This is a genomic window from Amycolatopsis camponoti, from assembly GCF_902497555.1.
Classification (GTDB): Bacteria; Actinomycetota; Actinomycetes; order Mycobacteriales; family Pseudonocardiaceae; genus Amycolatopsis; species Amycolatopsis camponoti.
Genome location: NZ_CABVGP010000001.1, coordinates 3,124,615 through 3,140,102, shown reverse-complemented (window position 1 = coordinate 3,140,102; position 15,488 = coordinate 3,124,615). Strand labels below are relative to the sequence as shown.

Below are 15,488 nucleotides of genomic sequence, written 5' to 3'. Positions count from 1 at the left end.
GGCTTGGCTCCTTCTCTACTGCTCGGCGATTTCGATGACGTGCCGCCGGTCCCGTTCGGTCGGCAGCCGGACGTCCAGCGCCCCGGTCCGCCCCGGCCGCTCGGTGGCCGTGAGGTGGAAGACCCGCACGGGCGGCGGGCCGGTGACCGGCTCGCCCTCCCAGCGCAGGGCGAGCCGGAAGGCGCCCTCGGCGCCGGTGAGGGTCCGCTCCTGCCACGGGACGCCGTCGCGGATCGTGGTCCCGCGCGCCTCGACCAGAGCGTTCACGATCGGCGCCCGGGTGACGGCGTCGACGACGACGCCGTACACGGTGCGGGTCCCGGGGCTGTACATGAAGGCGACGCCCGGCAGCAACCGGACCAGCCGCGGCTCGCCGGCGGCGGCGGGCGGGTGCCCGTCGTCGTACGGGTTCGCGGTGAACTCGACCCCGGTGCGGGTCGCGTCGAAGTCCTCGCCGTCGGCCGGGTACAGCGGCGCGAACCCGATGGCGGCGAAGCGGACGCGGAACCGTTCCGGCTCGGCACCCGGCCCCCGGCGGCGGCCGAGCTCCGGGTAGGCGATCGCGGCGCTCGGCGTGCGGATCGCGGGCGTGTCCTGCGGTACCCACACGTTCTCGTCCGGGTCGAAGCGGTCCAGCTCCGTGGCGACGTCGGCGGACCGCACGCGCTGGGCGAACTCGTCGAACGGCACGAACCAGGCCGGGCTGTGCAGGACCGACGTCTCGACGGGCAGGAAGCGGGTCATGGCCGCGACGCCCCGCTGATCGTCCGGCTGCGCACGAGCCGGAGCTCGGCGACGTCGAGGGAGTCGAGGTTGACGACCCGGACCTCGTAGTTGAGGGACAGCCGGTACGGCTTCTGGATCGCGTACCAGATCCACGACTTCTGGTCGAGCGTCAGCGGGGTCAGCGTGAACTGCAGTGCTTCGGTGGTGCCGGCCAGGCTGCCCGTCAGCTCTTCGCCGGACCAGATCGCGTCGTCGTAGAAGACCTGGAGGGCGCGGCCGATCATCTGGTGCTGGGTTTCCTGGTTGCCGCCCCACGGGGTGATCAGGTAGCGCAGCAGCAGCGCCATCGGCGGCTTGCGGCTCGTGGGCGGTGCCGGCGGGAGCGAGCGGACCGGCGGCCGGTTGCGCGAGGTCGGGTCTTCGGCGATCTCGTAGAGGAAGACCGTGAGCGTGGCCTGGCTCGGCCGGTCCTCGAGGTCGCTCAGCTGCGCCCTCGGCGGGTCGTTCGGATCGAGGCTGCGCAGCGCCTCGGTGAGCCGGTTCACGATGATCGTCGAAACGTCGGCGACGACGCCGAAATCGCCCATGCCTGTCCTCCCCTGTGGCAAGCCGGGCGGTGGCTCCGGCCTGCCGGGGCGCAGCATCGCAGGGGTGGCGTGGCGCGGCCGCGATCAGCGCGTCGCGCGAACGTCACGGCGGCGTTCCCGCCGCGCGCGTTGACGTGCCCGCGACGCGGCGGTGACACACCGGGCGCATGCTGCTCTGGTGGAGCCCCCCGAAGAGCGTTCCGGCAGCATGGTCATCCGTGCGTGGCTGGAAGGCGGCGAGCCCGACGCCCTCCGCGTCCGCATCCTCTCCACGATCGGCACGACCGAGGCCAAGCCGCTCGCGGTGACCTCTCCGGAAGCGGTGCTCGCGGCCGTCCGGAACTGGCTGGACGAGGTCGGATCAGGCCCGATGACGTTTTCGTGACGCCCCGTTGACGCCACGCACGCGATAATTCCGGTAACGTTTCGCACCGGGGTCTCGAATTGCTCAAGGGTGGGGTCGATCCGATCGGTGCCGGGCAGAGGTTGGGGAGCCGATGCGCACTGGAGAAACGCAGATAGTGACACTGCGGCTGCTGAAGGGATTCACGCTGCTCGTGGACGACGACCGGGTGGCGCTGTCGTCGAGCGCGCAGCGGCTGCTCGCCTTCCTCGCGCTGCAGGACCGGCCCCGCACCAGAACGTACGTGGCGAGAACGCTGTGGCCGGAGGCGACCACGCCCCGCGCCAACGCGAACCTGCGCTCGTCGCTGTGGCGCGCGTCGCGCACCGGGCACCGGGTCATCGACGCGTCCGTGCAGGAGATGGCGCTGGCGGGCAACATCACCGTCGACATCCACGACGCGGTCGCCCGCGCCCACCGCCTGCTCGACCGGACCTGCGGCTGCGACGACATCCTGGACCGGCGCACTCGCGACGACCTGTCCGCCGACCTGCTGCCCGAGTGGTCGGACAACGAGTGGGTGCTGCTCGAGCAGGAGCAGTACCACCAGCTGCGGCTGTATGCGTTGGAGGCCATGGCGAAGCGGCTCACGACGGCCGGCCGGCACGGCGAGGCGGTGGCGGCCGGGCTGGCCGCGGTGCGCGCCGAACCGTTGCGGGAGAGCGCGCACCGCGTCCTCATCGACGCGCACCTCGCCGCCGGCAACCGGGCCTCGGCCCAGCACCAGTACGAGCAGTGCCGTCACACGTTGATGGAAGAACTGGGGCTCGAACCGTCCGACGCGCTCCGCCGGCTCCTGCCGCACATGCACGCGCACTAGCCGCGGAATTCGCCACCGAATTGCGGACTGTGATCGTTACCGGAATTGCGGTGGGCCGGTGGACCATTTATTCGCGCGGCCGGTGGCCGTTTCGCGGCGGATTCGCCGCGAAACGGGTCGGCGGTGACGAGATCCGCGTGGCTCAGCCGGCCGGGAGGACGCGACCGCGGACTTCCCCGAAGCCGATGCGTTCGCCGTTCGCGCCCGGCGCCGTGCCGGTGATCACGACCTCGTCGCCGTCGAGGAGGAAGCTGCGCTCCTCGCCCTTGACCGTCAGCGGTTCCTGGCCGCCCCAGCTCAGCTCCAGGAACGCGCCGCGCTGGTGCTTCTCCGGGCCCGAGATCGTGCCGGAGCCGTACAGGTCGCCGGTGCGCGACGACGCGCCGTTGATCGTCAGGTGGGCCAGCATCTGCGCCGGCGACCAGTACATCTCGCGGTACGGCGGGCGGCTGACCTCCTCGCCGTTCCACTCGACGACCAGGTCGACGTCGAGCCCCCACGGCCGGCTTTCGCGCAGGTACGGCAGCGGTTCCGGGTCCTGGCCGGGCAGCGGGATCCGCGCCGCCTCCAGCGCGAGGATCGGGACGACCCACGCCGAGACCGACGTCGCGAAGCTCTTGCCCAGGTTCGGGCCCAGCGGCACGTACTCCCAGGCCTGGATGTCGCGCGCGGACCAGTCGTTGAGCAGCACCGCGCCGAACACGTGCCGGGCGAAGTCGTCCGGGGCGATCGGGGTGTTCAGCGGTGTGCCCGTGCCGACGACGAAGCCCAGCTCCGCCTCGATGTCCAGGCGCGTGCTCGGGCCGAACACCGGCGCCGGGTCACCCTTGCGCTGGCCGCTCGGGCGGACGATGTCCGTGCCCGAGACCAGGATCGTCCCGGCCCGGCCGTGGTAGCCGACCGGCAGGTGCTTCCAGTTGGGCAGCAGCGGTTCCGCGTCCGGCCGGAACAGCCGTCCGACGTTGGACGCGTGGTGCTCGGAAGCGTAGAAGTCGACGTAGTCCGCGACCTCGAACGGCAGGTGCAGCGTGACGTCGCCGACCGCGTGCACGGCGTCGTCCGGCACCTCCCCGGCCACGAGCGAGGTCACCTGCGACCGGACCGCCACCCAGCGGTCGTACCCCTGCGCCATGAACGGGTTCAGCGACGACGCGGCGAAGACGTCGTCGCCGAGCGCGCGAGCCAGGTCCAGCACGGAGTCCCCGACGCGGACGCCGACCCGCGGGGCGTCGCCGCCGACGGAGAACACACCGTAGGGCAGATTCGCGGTGCCGAACGGGGAGCCGGCGGGGATGTCGATCGTGGTCATGCCTCTCCTCGGGGCAGCAGGCCGAGGGCGGCCAGCTCGGACAGGGGGTCGGTGATGCTGCAGGTGCCGAACGACGTGAACCGCGTGCGGACGCCGTCTTCGAGGTCACGGACGAACCCGGCGACGACCGCGCCGTCCCGCTCGGCGAGGTGCGCTTCGGCGTGGTCGGGGTCGCCGGCCGCGAGCAGCAGGTTGAGGAACCCGTGCTGCTCGAACCCGGTTTCCGGGTCGGTGTTGCGCAGCGCGTGGTGCAGCCCGGCGGTCGCCTTGAACGGGACCCCGGCGTCGACCGCGGCCTGGATCGACGCGGCCAGCTCGGCCTCGGACGGGTAGAGGTCGGCGCGGACGCCCCCGGTGCGGAACTTCGCGCGGTGGCCCGTCCCGGCGAGCGCCCGCAGCAGCGGCCCACCGCGGTCGTCGCGCGGGATCTCCACGTAGACCGGCGCGGTCGCGGCCGACACCGCGTCGAGCAGCTCGGCCGGTCCCAGGCCGGCCGGCACGGCGATTTCGAGAGCCCGTAGCTCCACCGGCAACGTCTTGGCGGCGTCGAGCACGGCGGGCAGGCCCGCGGGGCCGCCGGGCAGCGTCACCGCGACCGGCAACGGCTTCTCCCGCGGCCCGAGCAGATCGCCCAGCGCGTCGAGCGCCGGGGCGGCGAGCACCAGCGGCCCGACGAGGTCGGCGTACCAGGCCTTCCGGTACCCGTCGTGCGCGGCGACCGCGTCCGGCAGGGAGGCCAGGCCGGGCGGGAACACGGCGGCGTCGTCGCACAGGCCGGTGAAGAGCGCGGGAATCATCCGACCGGCCCCCGTCCCGCCCAGGTCCACGCGTAGCCGGGGTCTTCACTGGCCAGACCGCCCTCGCCGAGTTCGAGCGGCCGGAACGTGTCGACCATGACGGCCAGCTCGTCGAAGAACTCCGCGCCGAGCGACCGCTCGACCGCGCCGGGCTGCGGGCCGTGGCTGTGGCCGCCCGGGTGCAGGCTGATCGAGCCCTGGGCGATGCCGGAACCCTTGCGGGCCTCGTAGTTCCCGCCGCAGTAGAACATCACCTCGTCGGAGTCCACATTGGAGTGGTAGTACGGCACCGGCACGGCCAGGGGGTGGTAGTCGACCTTGCGCGGCACGAAGTTGCAGATGACGAAGTTGTGGCCCTCGAACACCTGGTGCACGGGCGGCGGCTGGTGCACGCGGCCGGTGATGGGCTCGAAGTCGGCGATGTTGAAGGTGTAGGGGTAGAGGAACCCGTCCCAGCCGACGACGTCGAACGGGTGCGTCGGGTAGACGTACCGGGTGCCGGTGATGCCCCGCGAGCCGCGGTGCTTGACGAGCACCTCGACGTCCTCGCCCTCGGCCAGGAACGGCTCGTCGGGCCCGTGCAGGTCGCGCTCGCAGTAGGGCGCGTGCTCCAGCAACTGCCCGAACTTCGAGAGGTACCGCTTCGGCGGCGTGATGTGCGAGTTGGCCTCGACGACGTAGGCGCGCAGCGGCTCGTCGCCGACCGGCACCCAGCGGTGCGTGGTGGCGCGCGGCAGGATCACGTAGTCGCCCTGACGAGCGTCCAGCACGCCGAACACGGTCTCGACCCGCGCTTCGCCGGACTCGACGTACACGCACTCGTCGCCGACGGCGTTGCGGTAGAGCGGCGAGGTCTCCCCCGCCGCGACGTAGGAGATCCGGACGTCCCCGTTGCCCAGCACCAGCCGCCGGCCGGTGACGACGTCGGCGCTCTTCCAGTCGTTGCCCGCGAACAGCTCGTGGAGCTTCAGGTGGCGAGGCACGAGCGGGCGGTTCTCGGTGAGCGTCTGGTCGGGCAGATCCCACGGCGTCGCGCCGACGATCGCCGAAGGCACCCCGCGGTGGTAGAGCAGCGACGAGTCCGAGGAGAAGCCCTCCTCGCCCATCAGCTCTTCGGAGTACAGCCCGCCCTCGGGTGTGCGGTGCTGGGTGTGCCGCTTCGGCGGGATGGTCCCCGCTCGGCGGTAGTACGCCATAGGTTCGCCTCCTGGCCGGTATAGTTCAGACTTTAACTAACTTTGGCGGCGGCGCAAGTGCTCGTGAGTGAGAAACTGTGTTCTAACCCTGTTTCTCACTCACGACCGGCTGCGGGTGTCGGCCCCCGCCCGGCCGGTGATCAGCTTGCCCAGCAGCATCACGAGGATCCGTTGTTCTTCCTCGGTGAGGGCGGCGGTCCAGCCGAACTCGCGCTCGTTGTGCTCGCGGAACACCGAGACCATCTCGTCGTGCCCGGCCCGTGTCAGCGACAGCTGGACCGACCGGCCATCCCGGGCGTCCGGAACGCGGTCGAGCAGCCCGTCCGCGACGAGCGGCTTCATCAGGTTCGACACAGCAGCCCGGCTCATCCCGGTGAGCCGAGCGGCGCTCTTGGGTTCCAGGGGCCCGGCCAGCCAGACCACGAAAAGCAGCCGAAAGGCCGACCAAGACCGCCCGCGCGGCCGGTGCACAGCGGCCTCGAGGTCATAGGTGACCAGGTCCGAGGCCCGGTTGAGGGTGAGCAGCACCTCGGTGGCCAACTGGTGACGGAAGCCGTATTCCGTGGCGAGCCGCCGGTTGGCCAGCTCGACGAACGACCAGAAGTCCAACGGCTCTTCCATCAGAGCACCTTAACAAATAGTCAAAATCACAACCAGTTGCGCACGCGGAGCTGAGCGCCCCACCACCCACCGAAGCCCGCACCCACCACCCACCGAAGCCCAGACCCCCCGCAACCCCGATCCGAAGCCAGAACACGGCCGGCAGTGCCGGGTCAAGGCATCTTTCCCGCCTTGACGCGGTGCTGCCGGCCGTAGTCACAATCAGGGCGTCGGGGTTGCGAAGAAAATCACCCCAGCGAAGAACTCACCCCCGGAACAACCTCAACCCCGAGCCAAAATCTCCGAAAGCCCATGAGCCTCCCGCAACAACAAAGCCCCCAACTGCGGAACCCGCTCACTCCCGAACCGATGCGCAACCCCAGTCAAGCTCAAAGCCCACCGCGGAGAACCACCCGAATCGAAAACGGCAGCAGCCAACCCCCAGCTACCCTCGACGACAAGCCCAGGATTCACCGAATACCCCCGAATCCGAGTAGCCGCAATGTGCCGCCGAATCTCACCGACGTCGTGCTGAGGCCCGTAAGCAGCAAGATCCACCCGCCCCAGGTAGTCGTCAACCTCCCGATCAGGAAGATGAGCCAGAACCACCATCCCCGCCGAAACCACCCCCAACGGAAACCGAGCTCCCTCGAACAAAACATGACTCCGAATGGGAAACGCCCCATCCTCCCGGATCAAGCAGATCGTCTCCTCCCCCCGCCGCGCGGAAAAGAACGCACTCTCCCCCGTAGCAAGGGCAAGCCGCCGGACAACAGGCAAAGCGGCCTCGGTGACGTCATAACGCCGAGCAGCAGCCACTCCGAGGAAGTAAAGCTCCGGCCCCAGCACCCACCGGTCACCATCCCGCTCCACCATCCCGACACCCTGCAACGACATCAGCAGCCGATGCACGGTAGGCCGGGGCAACCCCGCCTCCCGGGCCAAAGCCGTCGTCGTGGCACCCCCGGGCTCATGAACCGCGACAGCCCGCAAAGCCCGATGGGTCCGGCCGACGAGATCTCCAGGAGCGTCCACTCAGTGAACACTACCCCACCCGAATCGACCACGAGACGAACAACCCGCAGGTAGACCGCGTTCACTGGTTGACCGCAAACCCACCCCAAAGGTCTGATGACGGCCATGGACAAGGTGATCGTGTCGGCCGCGCAGGCCGTCGCCGACATCCCCGACGGCGCCACCCTCGCGGTCGGCGGCTTCGGGATGTGCGGTGTGCCCGCCGTTCTCGTCCACGCGCTGTTCGAGGCGGGGACGACGAACCTCGAGGTGGTCTCGAACAACGCCGGAGTCGACGGCTGGGGGCTGGGCATCCTCCTCGGCGCCGGCCGCCTGCGCCGCGTCGTCGCCTCGTACGTCGGGGAGAACAAGGAGTTCGCGCGCCAGTACCTCGGCGGCGAGCTGGAGGTCGAGCTGACCCCGCAGGGCACGCTCGCCGAGCGGCTGCGCGCCGGCGGGTCCGGGATCCCCGCGTTCTTCACCGCCACCGGCGCGGGCACCCAGGTCGCCGACGGCGGCCTGCCGTGGAAGTACGACACCGCCGGCAACGTCGAGAAGGCGAGCCCGCCGAAGCAGAAGCAGAGCTTCGACGGCCAGGAGTTCGTCCTCGAACGCGCGATCGTCGCCGACTACGGCCTGGTCCGCGCCTGGCGCGGCGACCGGCACGGCAACCTCGTCTTCAAGGACGCGGCCCGCAACTTCAACCCGCTGGCCGCCATGTCCGGCCGCGTCACGATCGCCGAGGTCGAGCAGCTCGTCGAACCGGGCGAGCTCGACCCCAACGACGTCCACCTGCCGGGCGCGTACGTGCACCGCGTGGTAGCGCTGACGCCGGAGCAGGCCGCGGACAAGCCGATCGAGAAGCGCACAGTGCGCACCGGAACGGAGGCTCGCTGACATGGCGTGGAACCGCAACGAGATGGCCGCCCGCGCCGCCGGCGAACTGCGCGACGGCGACTACGTGAACCTCGGGATCGGCCTGCCGACGCTGGTGCCCAACTACGTGCCCGACGACGTCGAGCTCGTCCTGCAGTCGGAGAACGGCATCCTGGGCGTGGGGCCGTACCCGGAGGAAGACGCCGTCGACCCGGACCTGATCAACGCGGGCAAGGAAACCGTCACGGTCCGCAAGGGCGCGTCGTTCTTCGACTCGGCGTTGTCCTTCGGCATGATCCGCGGCGGCAAGATCGACGCCGCGATCCTCGGCGCGATGCAGGTTTCCGCGGCGGGCGACCTCGCGAACTGGATGATCCCCGGCAAGATGGTCAAGGGCATGGGCGGCGCGATGGACCTGGTCCACGGCGCGAAGAAGGTGATCGTGCTGATGGAGCACGTCGCCCGCGACGGCTCGCCCAAGATCGTCGACGAGTGCACGCTCCCCTACACCGGCCGCGGCGTCGTCCAGCGGATCATCACCGACCTGTGCGTCCTCGACGTGACTCCGGACGGGCTCTCGCTCGTGGAGCTGGCTCCGGGCGTCGACTTCGAACAGGTGCGGAAGCAGACGGAACCGCGGATCCGCGTTTCCTGACCCAGGGCGGTCCGAGACTCAACCCCGAGCGGACCTCGCGCGTGTGAACGGCAGCAACCACCACCGCAGTGTTGATTGTGTGGTGGTTTCTGAGTTATTCCGTTTGTCCGTGTTCCGTGTTATGTTCGATTTTCGAGCCCACGGTTGTGCTTCCGCCCGAGGAGTCCGATGCGCCGTCTCGCCGTCCTGGTTCTCGCCCTTCTCGGCACGATCCCGGTGGCGCCCGCGGCGAACGCCGCCGTCGCGCCCAAGCCGCCGCCGCTGTCCACGCCGTGGACCTCGCAGGTGAGCACCACCGACCCGCTGCCCGAGTACCCGCGGCCGCAGATGACGCGGCCCGACTGGCAGTCCCTCAACGGCGAGTGGGAGTTCCTCAACCCCGCCACCGGCGCGGGCGGCAGCGTCGACCGCTACGCCGCGCCGCCGCTCGGGCAGACGCTGCCCGAGCGGATCCTCGTGCCCTACCCGGTCGAGTCGGCGCTGTCGGGCATCATGCGCAACGACAACCGCGACCTGATGTTCTACCGCCGCACCTTCACCGTGCCGCAGGCGTGGGCCGGCCGGAACGTGCAGCTGCACTTCGGCGCCGTCGACTACGAAGCCACCGTGTGGGTCAACGGCGCCCAGGTCGCCACGCACAAGGGCGGGTACGACCGGTTCGAAGCCGACATCACCGCGCGGCTGAACGGGGGCACCAACGAGATCGTCGTCCGCGTCTACGACCCGACCGACGGCCGCGGCGAGAAGCAGCCCGTCGGCAAGCAGGCCAACTCCCAGTCCAGCATCTTCTACACACCGTCTTCAGGAATCTGGCAGACCGTCTGGCTCGAGCCGACCGCGCCGACGTCGATCTACTCCGTCGACATCTACCCCAACCTGGCGAACAACACCGCGCGCGTGCGGGTGTTCGGCCGCGGTGACGTCGGCGGGTACTCCGTGCTCGCCGAGTCGATGACCGGCGGCGCCGTCGTCGGCAGCGCCACCGGCGGCTTCACCGAGTTCTCCGTACCGGTGCCGGCCGCGCGGCGGTGGTCGCCCGACGACCCGTTCCTCTACGACCTCAGGGTTTCGCTGCGCAACTCCGCCGGCGCGACGGTCGACCAGGTCGTCAGCTACTTCGGCATGCGCGAGGTCGGCACGAAGAACGTGAACGGCACGCTGCGGCCGACGCTCAACGGCGAGTTCGTGTTCCAGATCGGCACCCTGGACCAGGGCTTCTGGCCGGACGGGCTGTACACCGCGCCGACCGACGCGGCGCTGGCGTCCGACCTGCAGAAGCACAAGGAACTCGGTTTTAACATGGTCCGCAAGCACATCAAGGTGGAACCGGCCCGCTGGTACTACTGGGCCGACCAGCTGGGATTGCTGGTGTGGCAGGACATCCCGTCGACGCCGACGGCCGACTCGAACCGCACGCCGGCGCAGATCGCCGAGTTCGAGACCGAGGCGCGCGAGATCGTCGACGAACATCGCTTCTCCCCCGCCGTCGTGACCTACGTGCCGTTCAACGAGGGCTGGGGCGAGTGGAACCTCGACGAGACCAAGCGCGTCACGACGAACATCAAGAACCAGGACCCGACCCGGCTGGTCAACGCGCACAGCGGGTTCAACTGCTGTGTCTCCAAGGGTGACCCGGGCACCGGCGACATCATCGACTGGCACGTGTACACCGGCCCGGACGCGCCCCGGCCGTCCGGGACCCGCGTGTCGGTGCTCGGCGAGTTCGGCGGTCTCGGCCTGCGCAACCCCGGCCACGAGTACAGCCCCACCGGCGGATTCTTCGCCTACGAGCAGATGGCGAGCGCGGCGCAGCTGAACGACCGCTACACCGGCATGGTCCGGGACGCGAAACAGCTGATGACCGCCAAGGGCCTGTCGGCGTCGGTCTACACCGAGATCACCGACGTCGAAGGCGAGTACAACGGCCTGCTCACCTACGACCGGCGGGTGCAGAAGGTCGACACGGCCCGCGTCCGCGCGGCGCACGCCGACCTGATCGCCGCGTCGAAGAACCTGAACGCGGCCGTGCCGCTGACGCTCGGGCACGTCCGGTCGTTCCGGGTGACCACGCCCGGGTTCACCGACCGGTACCTGCGCCACGCCGATTCCTTCGCCCGCACCGACGTCCTGACCACGGGCAGCGCCGACGGACCGCGGCAGGACGCCTCGTTCCGGACGGTCGCCGGACTGGCGGACCCGCGCTGCTTCTCGTTCGAGTCCGTCAACTTTCCCGGGAAGTTCCTGCGCCACGCCGACAACCGCGTCCGGATCGACAGCGACACCGGCGGCACGTTCACCGCGGACGCCACCTGGTGCGACCGGCCGGGGCTCGCCGCCGGCGGGACGTCGTTCGAGTCGCTGAACCTGCCCGGCCGGTACCTGCGGCACTACAACGAAACCGTGTACCTGGCCCAAAGCGGTGGTCCGAACCCGTGGGACACCGCGACGAGCTTCGCCGCCGACGCGACGTGGAACGTCTCGGCACCGGCGCTGTGGCGCAGTTCGGTCGCCCTCGCCGTCAACGCTCGGCAGTCGCTGCGGGTGACGACGTGGGGCTACACGGACCGGTACCTGCGGCACGCCGGCGGCCTGGCCTACACCGAGGTGGTGACCAGCGGCAGCAGCGCGTTGCTCAAGCAGGACGCCACCTACACCGTGCGGCGTGGGCTCGCCGAGTCCTCGTGCTACTCCTTCGAGTCGGTGAACTACCCCGGGCAGTTCCTGCGCCACCAGGACGGGCGCGTCCGCAACTCGCCGGACGACGGCTCGACCCTGATGCGCGGGGACGCGACGTTCTGCACCCGGCCGGGCCTCGGCGGCACCGGCGTGACGTTCGAGTCGCTCAACATCCCCGGCGCGTTCCTGCGGCACTTCGACTCCGCGGTCTACATCGCCTCGGGCGGCGGCACGGGCTCCGACCGGCCCCAGACGGTGACCGCCGACAGCAGCTGGACCGTCTCGGCGCCCTGGGCTCCGTAAAGCCGCGAAGGCCCTGACCGGTCCGGGAAAGCCGGTGTATTTCCGGACCGGCCCGCGGCTCCGTCCCCGGTGAGGGAAGGGGAGAAACCGTGGGCGTCGTGCTGCTCGTTCTCGTCCTGGTGCTGCTGGTCGTGCTGCTCACGCGCCGGCGCCGCCGCAAACGCACCGCGGCGGTACTGGCCGGGCCGCCCGGCGGGGTCCCGGCGTTCCGGATCGTGACGCTGGGCCTGCAGGGCTCGGGCAAGACCCTGCTGCTGACCGGGATCTACCGCCGCCTGCAGACCCCGGGCGACCGCGGCTTCTACCTGCGCGTGCCGCACGAGCAGCTGATCGAGCTGAACCGGTGGTACCGCAAGGCCGCCGACGTCCAGGAGGAGTGGCCGCGCGGCACGACCCGCGGCGAGCTGCGCGAGTTCGAGTTCAGCGTGATGGCCGACGTCGGGGGCGCCACCGAACCCGTGGTCAAGCTGGGCTACCTCGAGTACCCGGGCGAGCTGCTGACCGACCCGGACGCGCCGGGGTCGACCGCCCAGGCGACGCTGCTGCAGGCGATCGCCGGCGCGGACGCGCTCGTCGGCATCATCGACGGCTTCCGGCTGCTGCAGGCCGACCAGGGCGACCAGCGCGGCACGCTGATGCTCGAAGCGTCCCTCGACGCGATGATCAACGCGATGCTGCCGGTCCGCAGCCCGATCGTCTTCGTGATCACCAAGTGGGACCTGCTCGACCACCTGCACCCGGACGAGAACGAGCGGCTGCGGATCGTGCGCGACCGGCTGATGGCGACGCCGGGGTTCGCCGACCTCGTCAAGGTGCACAGCGCTCGGCGGATCGTCCGCCTGATCCCGGTGACCGCGGTCGGGCACGACTTCGCCGTCTACGCCGACGGCGTGGTCCGCAAGAAGCCCGAGGGGCGGTTCCGGCCGGGCAACGTCGAGGCCGCGTTGTCGGTGGTGGTGCCGGACATCCTGCGCCAGACCGAACTTTCGCTCGACCGCGCCACCCGCGCCGAGCTGCTCGCGGCCGCGCAACGGCGGATGCGGATGGGCCCGGCCGAGGCGCTGCGGACGCTCGGCGCCCACTTCACGGCGCACGCGGCGCGGGTACTGGCGTCCGCCCTCGGCGCGGGCCTGGTCGCCGAGTCCGGCCTGATGCTGCTGCTCGACACGCTGGGCCCGCGCGACGACCCGGCCGAGCGCACCGACCGGATGGCGAGGCTCGGCGAGGCCGACCGGATGGCGGAGCACTACGTCCAGGCGCGGCGGCGGGTGGTCGGCGAGCTGCAGCGGCAGGTCGCGGTGCTCGAGGCGAAACTGCCGGTGTCCCGCCTGGGCGGCGACCGCTGGGGCGACTGGTGACGGGCCGCGCCTGGCCGTTCCTGATCGCCCGCGGCCGGCGGCGCGGCTATTCCGCGCTGCTGGTCCCGGGTTTCCTGCGGGAGCACGGGTTCCTGGAGGCGACGGCGACCCCGCTGGACGAGGTCCCGTCGCGCGCGGCGGCGACTCCGCACGGCGTGCTGGTCTGGGCCGAGCACGCGGTGACGACAGCGGAGGCCGGCGGCGAGCCCCGCGACGAGTACGGCCGTCCGCTCGTGCTGCTGCACGGTTTTCTGTGCCCCGAAGGCGATCCGGTGGCGGCACCGGCCGCGCTGACCCGGACGAGCGCCCTCGCTTTGTCGGTGTACCAACGGTTCCTCGCCGATGAGGAAGGCTTCCGGGCGGAGCGTTCGGAGCCGTTCGCGATCGAGGTGGCCGAGGTGGCTCGTCCTCGGTTCCCGTCGCGAGTCTCGCCACCGGCCGAGCCCGCGCGCCCGGACCGCGGCCTGGTGTGGGCGGGAGCCGGGGTGCTGGCCGCGGTGGGCGTGGTGATCGCGGTGGTCGGCTTCGCCTCGGCCGGCAGCGACGAGGTCCCTCCGCCACCGCGGTGCACCCGCGACGTCGTGGCGTTGACGACCACGCCGACCACCGGGGCGGCGACGTGCGTCCGCGACGGGACGACCGTGCGGTATTCGCTCCCGCCGTCGGATCGTTGAGAACCCCGGCGGGTCTTCAGCCCTCCGGCAGCTGACGGCGTTCGCGCAGGCGAGCCAAGTCCTCGCGCACCTCCGTCGGCAGCAGTTCCGCCATCTGCTCGGGACGCAGCGGCAGGTCGAGCAGGCTGAGCTTGACCCGGCTGCGCCGCGCGTGCCGGCCGGGATCGAGGCGCACCACCTGGGCCGCGTCCGGGCGCAGGGTCGCCGTCAGCGGTGTCGCCGGGTCGAGGGGCCGCCACGCGTTGCCGTCGACGCGCAGCATCGGCGGCGCGCTCCGGGCCGCGCTGCGCAGCGTGACGACGTCGCGTGCCGGCAACACGATCGAGCGGCTGACCCCCGACATCGACGCGACCGGCGTCACCGCCAGCACCTCCGCCGCCGGCGAGATCACCGGGCCGCCGGCGGCGTAGTTGTAGGCGGTGGAGCCGGTCGGGGTGCTCAGGATCAGCGCGTCGCAGCGGTAGTACCCGAACTGCGCCCCGTCGACCAGCAGGTCGACCTCCACCGTCGCGCCGGGCTCGGCGCCGCCGACGACGACGTCGTTGAACGCGACCACCGCCGCGTCGCCTTCCTCCAGCGCGACACAGCTGTGCGGCTCGATCTCGAAATCCCCGCTGTGCAGCCGTTCGAGCGCCCCGGCGAGCTCGGCCGGCGCGATCTCGACCAGGAAGCCGACGTTGCCGTAGTTCACCCCGAGCACCGGCACCGGCCGGTCGACGGCCAGCCGCATCGCGCCCAGCATCGTGCCGTCACCGCCGAGGCTCACGACGGCGTCCACCCCGGCCGCGAACTCGGCGTCGGAAACCACCGGCACGCCCGCCTCGACCTGCGCCGCGTCGGTGCCCCGGACCACCAGCTCGACCCCGTGACGCGAGGCGTACGCGACGAGCACGTCGACCGAATCGTGCACCGGCTTCCGCGGGTGCGCCACCACCCCGACGCGCGTGATCTCGGAACCTGCCATGAGATCCATTGTGGCCGTCCGGTGATCGGCACGCCCGGCCGAGCACGCCCACGGCCGCCCGGGCCGCGGTTCCACCCGACCAGAGCTCTCCGGACCCCTTCCGGCCGCACTAAAGTCGGGCCATGAGGCTTCTGCCCGCACTCGCCGCCACCGTCCTGCTCGCCGGGTGCTCGGCCGGGGTCGGCGGCAGACCGTCGCCCGCCCCGGTGATCCCGGTTCCCCCGACGTCCGGCGCTCCCGCGGCCCCGCCGCACAAGCTGGAGATCAAGATCGAGGGGACGGCCGTCCTGACCAAGCTGACCTACACCATCGACGGCGAAACCACGGAAGAGAACAACGTCAAGCTCCCGTGGAGCCACACGTTCGACTTCGCGCCCCACTCCGGCAAGCACGTCTACAACATCGTCATGCGCTCCGGCGGCGGCGACGTGGACGCGACGGCCACAGTGGACGGACAGCCCTGGGGCCGGAGCAGCGGCAGCGGAGACGGCGAATCGACCCAGTCGCTCAACGGCGACTTCAGCGACTGA

The 15,488-nt window shown here is 71.0% G+C and carries 16 protein-coding genes; 8 read left to right on the top strand and 8 right to left on the bottom strand.

Annotated elements, in window-relative coordinates; all coding sequences use genetic code 11:
- Nucleotides 1–15 precede the first annotated feature (15 nt).
- Together AA23TX_RS14930 and AA23TX_RS14925 are read right to left on the bottom strand one after the other, a co-directional pair.
- Nucleotides 16–744, bottom strand: a complete 729-nt coding sequence (locus AA23TX_RS14930; RefSeq protein WP_155543120.1) for a carboxypeptidase regulatory-like domain-containing protein — start codon at nt 742–744, stop codon at nt 16–18.
- Nucleotides 741–1,313 (bottom strand): Pvc16 family protein, encoded by a 573-nt coding sequence (locus AA23TX_RS14925; RefSeq protein WP_155543119.1) that lies wholly within the window; start codon nt 1,311–1,313, stop codon nt 741–743. Before AA23TX_RS14925 ends, AA23TX_RS14930 begins: the two co-directional genes overlap by 4 nt.
- A gap of 178 nt (nt 1,314–1,491) precedes the next feature.
- Between AA23TX_RS14925 and AA23TX_RS14920 the strand changes: the two genes are divergently transcribed.
- Both AA23TX_RS14920 and AA23TX_RS14915 read left to right on the top strand, forming a co-directional pair.
- Nucleotides 1,492–1,698, top strand: a complete 207-nt coding sequence (locus AA23TX_RS14920) for a hypothetical protein (RefSeq protein WP_155543118.1) — start codon at nt 1,492–1,494, stop codon at nt 1,696–1,698.
- Nucleotides 1,699–1,810: 112 nt separating this feature from the next.
- Nucleotides 1,811–2,536, top strand: a complete 726-nt coding sequence (locus tag AA23TX_RS14915; RefSeq protein ID WP_196425322.1) for an AfsR/SARP family transcriptional regulator — start codon at nt 1,811–1,813, stop codon at nt 2,534–2,536.
- Between the two features lie 142 nt (nt 2,537–2,678).
- Here the strand turns inward: AA23TX_RS14915 and fahA are convergent, their stop codons facing one another.
- The 5 genes from fahA to AA23TX_RS14890 form a co-directional block, all read right to left on the bottom strand.
- Nucleotides 2,679–3,845, bottom strand: a complete 1,167-nt coding sequence (fahA, locus tag AA23TX_RS14910) for a fumarylacetoacetase (protein ID WP_155543117.1) — start codon at nt 3,843–3,845, stop codon at nt 2,679–2,681.
- On the bottom strand, nt 3,842–4,642 hold the full coding sequence (locus AA23TX_RS14905) for a hypothetical protein (RefSeq protein WP_155543116.1): 801 nt from the start codon (nt 4,640–4,642) through the stop codon (nt 3,842–3,844). The genes fahA and AA23TX_RS14905 overlap by 4 nt, the downstream gene beginning before the upstream one ends.
- Complete coding sequence (locus AA23TX_RS14900) at nt 4,639–5,838, bottom strand: homogentisate 1,2-dioxygenase (protein ID WP_155543115.1); 1,200 nt, start codon at nt 5,836–5,838, stop codon at nt 4,639–4,641. Before AA23TX_RS14900 ends, AA23TX_RS14905 begins: the two co-directional genes overlap by 4 nt.
- Before the next feature lie 99 nt (nt 5,839–5,937).
- Nucleotides 5,938–6,459, bottom strand: coding sequence for a MarR family winged helix-turn-helix transcriptional regulator (locus AA23TX_RS14895; RefSeq protein ID WP_155543114.1), 522 nt, complete (start codon nt 6,457–6,459; stop codon nt 5,938–5,940).
- A 261-nt stretch (nt 6,460–6,720) separates the two neighbouring features.
- On the bottom strand, nt 6,721–7,473 hold the full coding sequence (locus AA23TX_RS14890) for an IclR family transcriptional regulator (protein ID WP_155543113.1): 753 nt from the start codon (nt 7,471–7,473) through the stop codon (nt 6,721–6,723).
- Nucleotides 7,474–7,578: 105 nt separating this feature from the next.
- Between AA23TX_RS14890 and AA23TX_RS14885 the strand changes: the two genes are divergently transcribed.
- From AA23TX_RS14885 to AA23TX_RS14865, 5 genes are all read left to right on the top strand, one after another.
- Nucleotides 7,579–8,349, top strand: a complete 771-nt coding sequence (locus AA23TX_RS14885) for a CoA transferase subunit A (RefSeq protein WP_155544453.1) — start codon at nt 7,579–7,581, stop codon at nt 8,347–8,349.
- A gap of 1 nt (nt 8,350) precedes the next feature.
- On the top strand, nt 8,351–8,983 hold the full coding sequence (locus tag AA23TX_RS14880) for a CoA transferase subunit B (RefSeq protein ID WP_155543112.1): 633 nt from the start codon (nt 8,351–8,353) through the stop codon (nt 8,981–8,983).
- Nucleotides 8,984–9,151: 168 nt separating this feature from the next.
- Nucleotides 9,152–11,962: an AbfB domain-containing protein gene (locus tag AA23TX_RS14875; RefSeq protein WP_155543111.1), complete on the top strand. Its 2,811-nt coding sequence runs from the start codon at nt 9,152–9,154 to the stop codon at nt 11,960–11,962.
- 89 nt (nt 11,963–12,051) lie between these two features.
- Nucleotides 12,052–13,320 carry a hypothetical protein gene (locus AA23TX_RS14870; protein WP_196425321.1) on the top strand — a complete coding sequence of 423 codons (1,269 nt, stop codon included), beginning with the start codon at nt 12,052–12,054 and terminating at the stop codon, nt 13,318–13,320.
- Nucleotides 13,317–13,994 carry a hypothetical protein gene (locus tag AA23TX_RS14865; RefSeq protein ID WP_155543109.1) on the top strand — a complete coding sequence of 226 codons (678 nt, stop codon included), beginning with the start codon at nt 13,317–13,319 and terminating at the stop codon, nt 13,992–13,994. The genes AA23TX_RS14870 and AA23TX_RS14865 overlap by 4 nt, the downstream gene beginning before the upstream one ends.
- 16 nt (nt 13,995–14,010) lie before the next feature.
- Here the strand turns inward: AA23TX_RS14865 and AA23TX_RS14860 are convergent, their stop codons facing one another.
- Nucleotides 14,011–14,958 (bottom strand): NAD(+)/NADH kinase, encoded by a 948-nt coding sequence (locus AA23TX_RS14860; protein WP_155543108.1) that lies wholly within the window; start codon nt 14,956–14,958, stop codon nt 14,011–14,013.
- Nucleotides 14,959–15,080: 122 nt separating this feature from the next.
- Here AA23TX_RS14860 and AA23TX_RS14855 point away from each other — a divergent pair, with 122 nt between their 5' ends.
- A complete protein-coding gene (locus tag AA23TX_RS14855; RefSeq protein WP_155543107.1) occupies nt 15,081–15,488 on the top strand; it encodes a YdgH/BhsA/McbA family protein in 408 nt (135 codons plus the stop codon).

Excerpts from the sequence above, each read along its gene's own strand:
- AA23TX_RS14900 (WP_155543115.1), bottom strand. The coding sequence starts at position 5,838 with ATGGCGTACTACCGCCGAGCGGGGACCATCCCGCCGAAGCGGCACACC.
- AA23TX_RS14885 (WP_155544453.1), top strand. The coding sequence starts at position 7,579 with ATGGACAAGGTGATCGTGTCGGCCGCGCAGGCCGTCGCCGACATCCCC.
- AA23TX_RS14915 (WP_196425322.1), top strand. The coding sequence starts at position 1,811 with ATGCGCACTGGAGAAACGCAGATAGTGACACTGCGGCTGCTGAAGGGA.
- AA23TX_RS14925 (WP_155543119.1), bottom strand. The coding sequence starts at position 1,313 with ATGGGCGATTTCGGCGTCGTCGCCGACGTTTCGACGATCATCGTGAAC.
- AA23TX_RS14930 (WP_155543120.1), bottom strand. The coding sequence starts at position 744 with ATGACCCGCTTCCTGCCCGTCGAGACGTCGGTCCTGCACAGCCCGGCC.
- AA23TX_RS14905 (WP_155543116.1), bottom strand. The coding sequence starts at position 4,642 with ATGATTCCCGCGCTCTTCACCGGCCTGTGCGACGACGCCGCCGTGTTC.
- AA23TX_RS14875 (WP_155543111.1), top strand. The coding sequence starts at position 9,152 with ATGCGCCGTCTCGCCGTCCTGGTTCTCGCCCTTCTCGGCACGATCCCG.
- AA23TX_RS14860 (WP_155543108.1), bottom strand. The coding sequence starts at position 14,958 with ATGGCAGGTTCCGAGATCACGCGCGTCGGGGTGGTGGCGCACCCGCGG.
- AA23TX_RS14895 (WP_155543114.1), bottom strand. The coding sequence starts at position 6,459 with ATGGAAGAGCCGTTGGACTTCTGGTCGTTCGTCGAGCTGGCCAACCGG.
- fahA (WP_155543117.1), bottom strand. The coding sequence starts at position 3,845 with ATGACCACGATCGACATCCCCGCCGGCTCCCCGTTCGGCACCGCGAAT.
- AA23TX_RS14855 (WP_155543107.1), top strand. The coding sequence starts at position 15,081 with ATGAGGCTTCTGCCCGCACTCGCCGCCACCGTCCTGCTCGCCGGGTGC.
- AA23TX_RS14880 (WP_155543112.1), top strand. The coding sequence starts at position 8,351 with ATGGCGTGGAACCGCAACGAGATGGCCGCCCGCGCCGCCGGCGAACTG.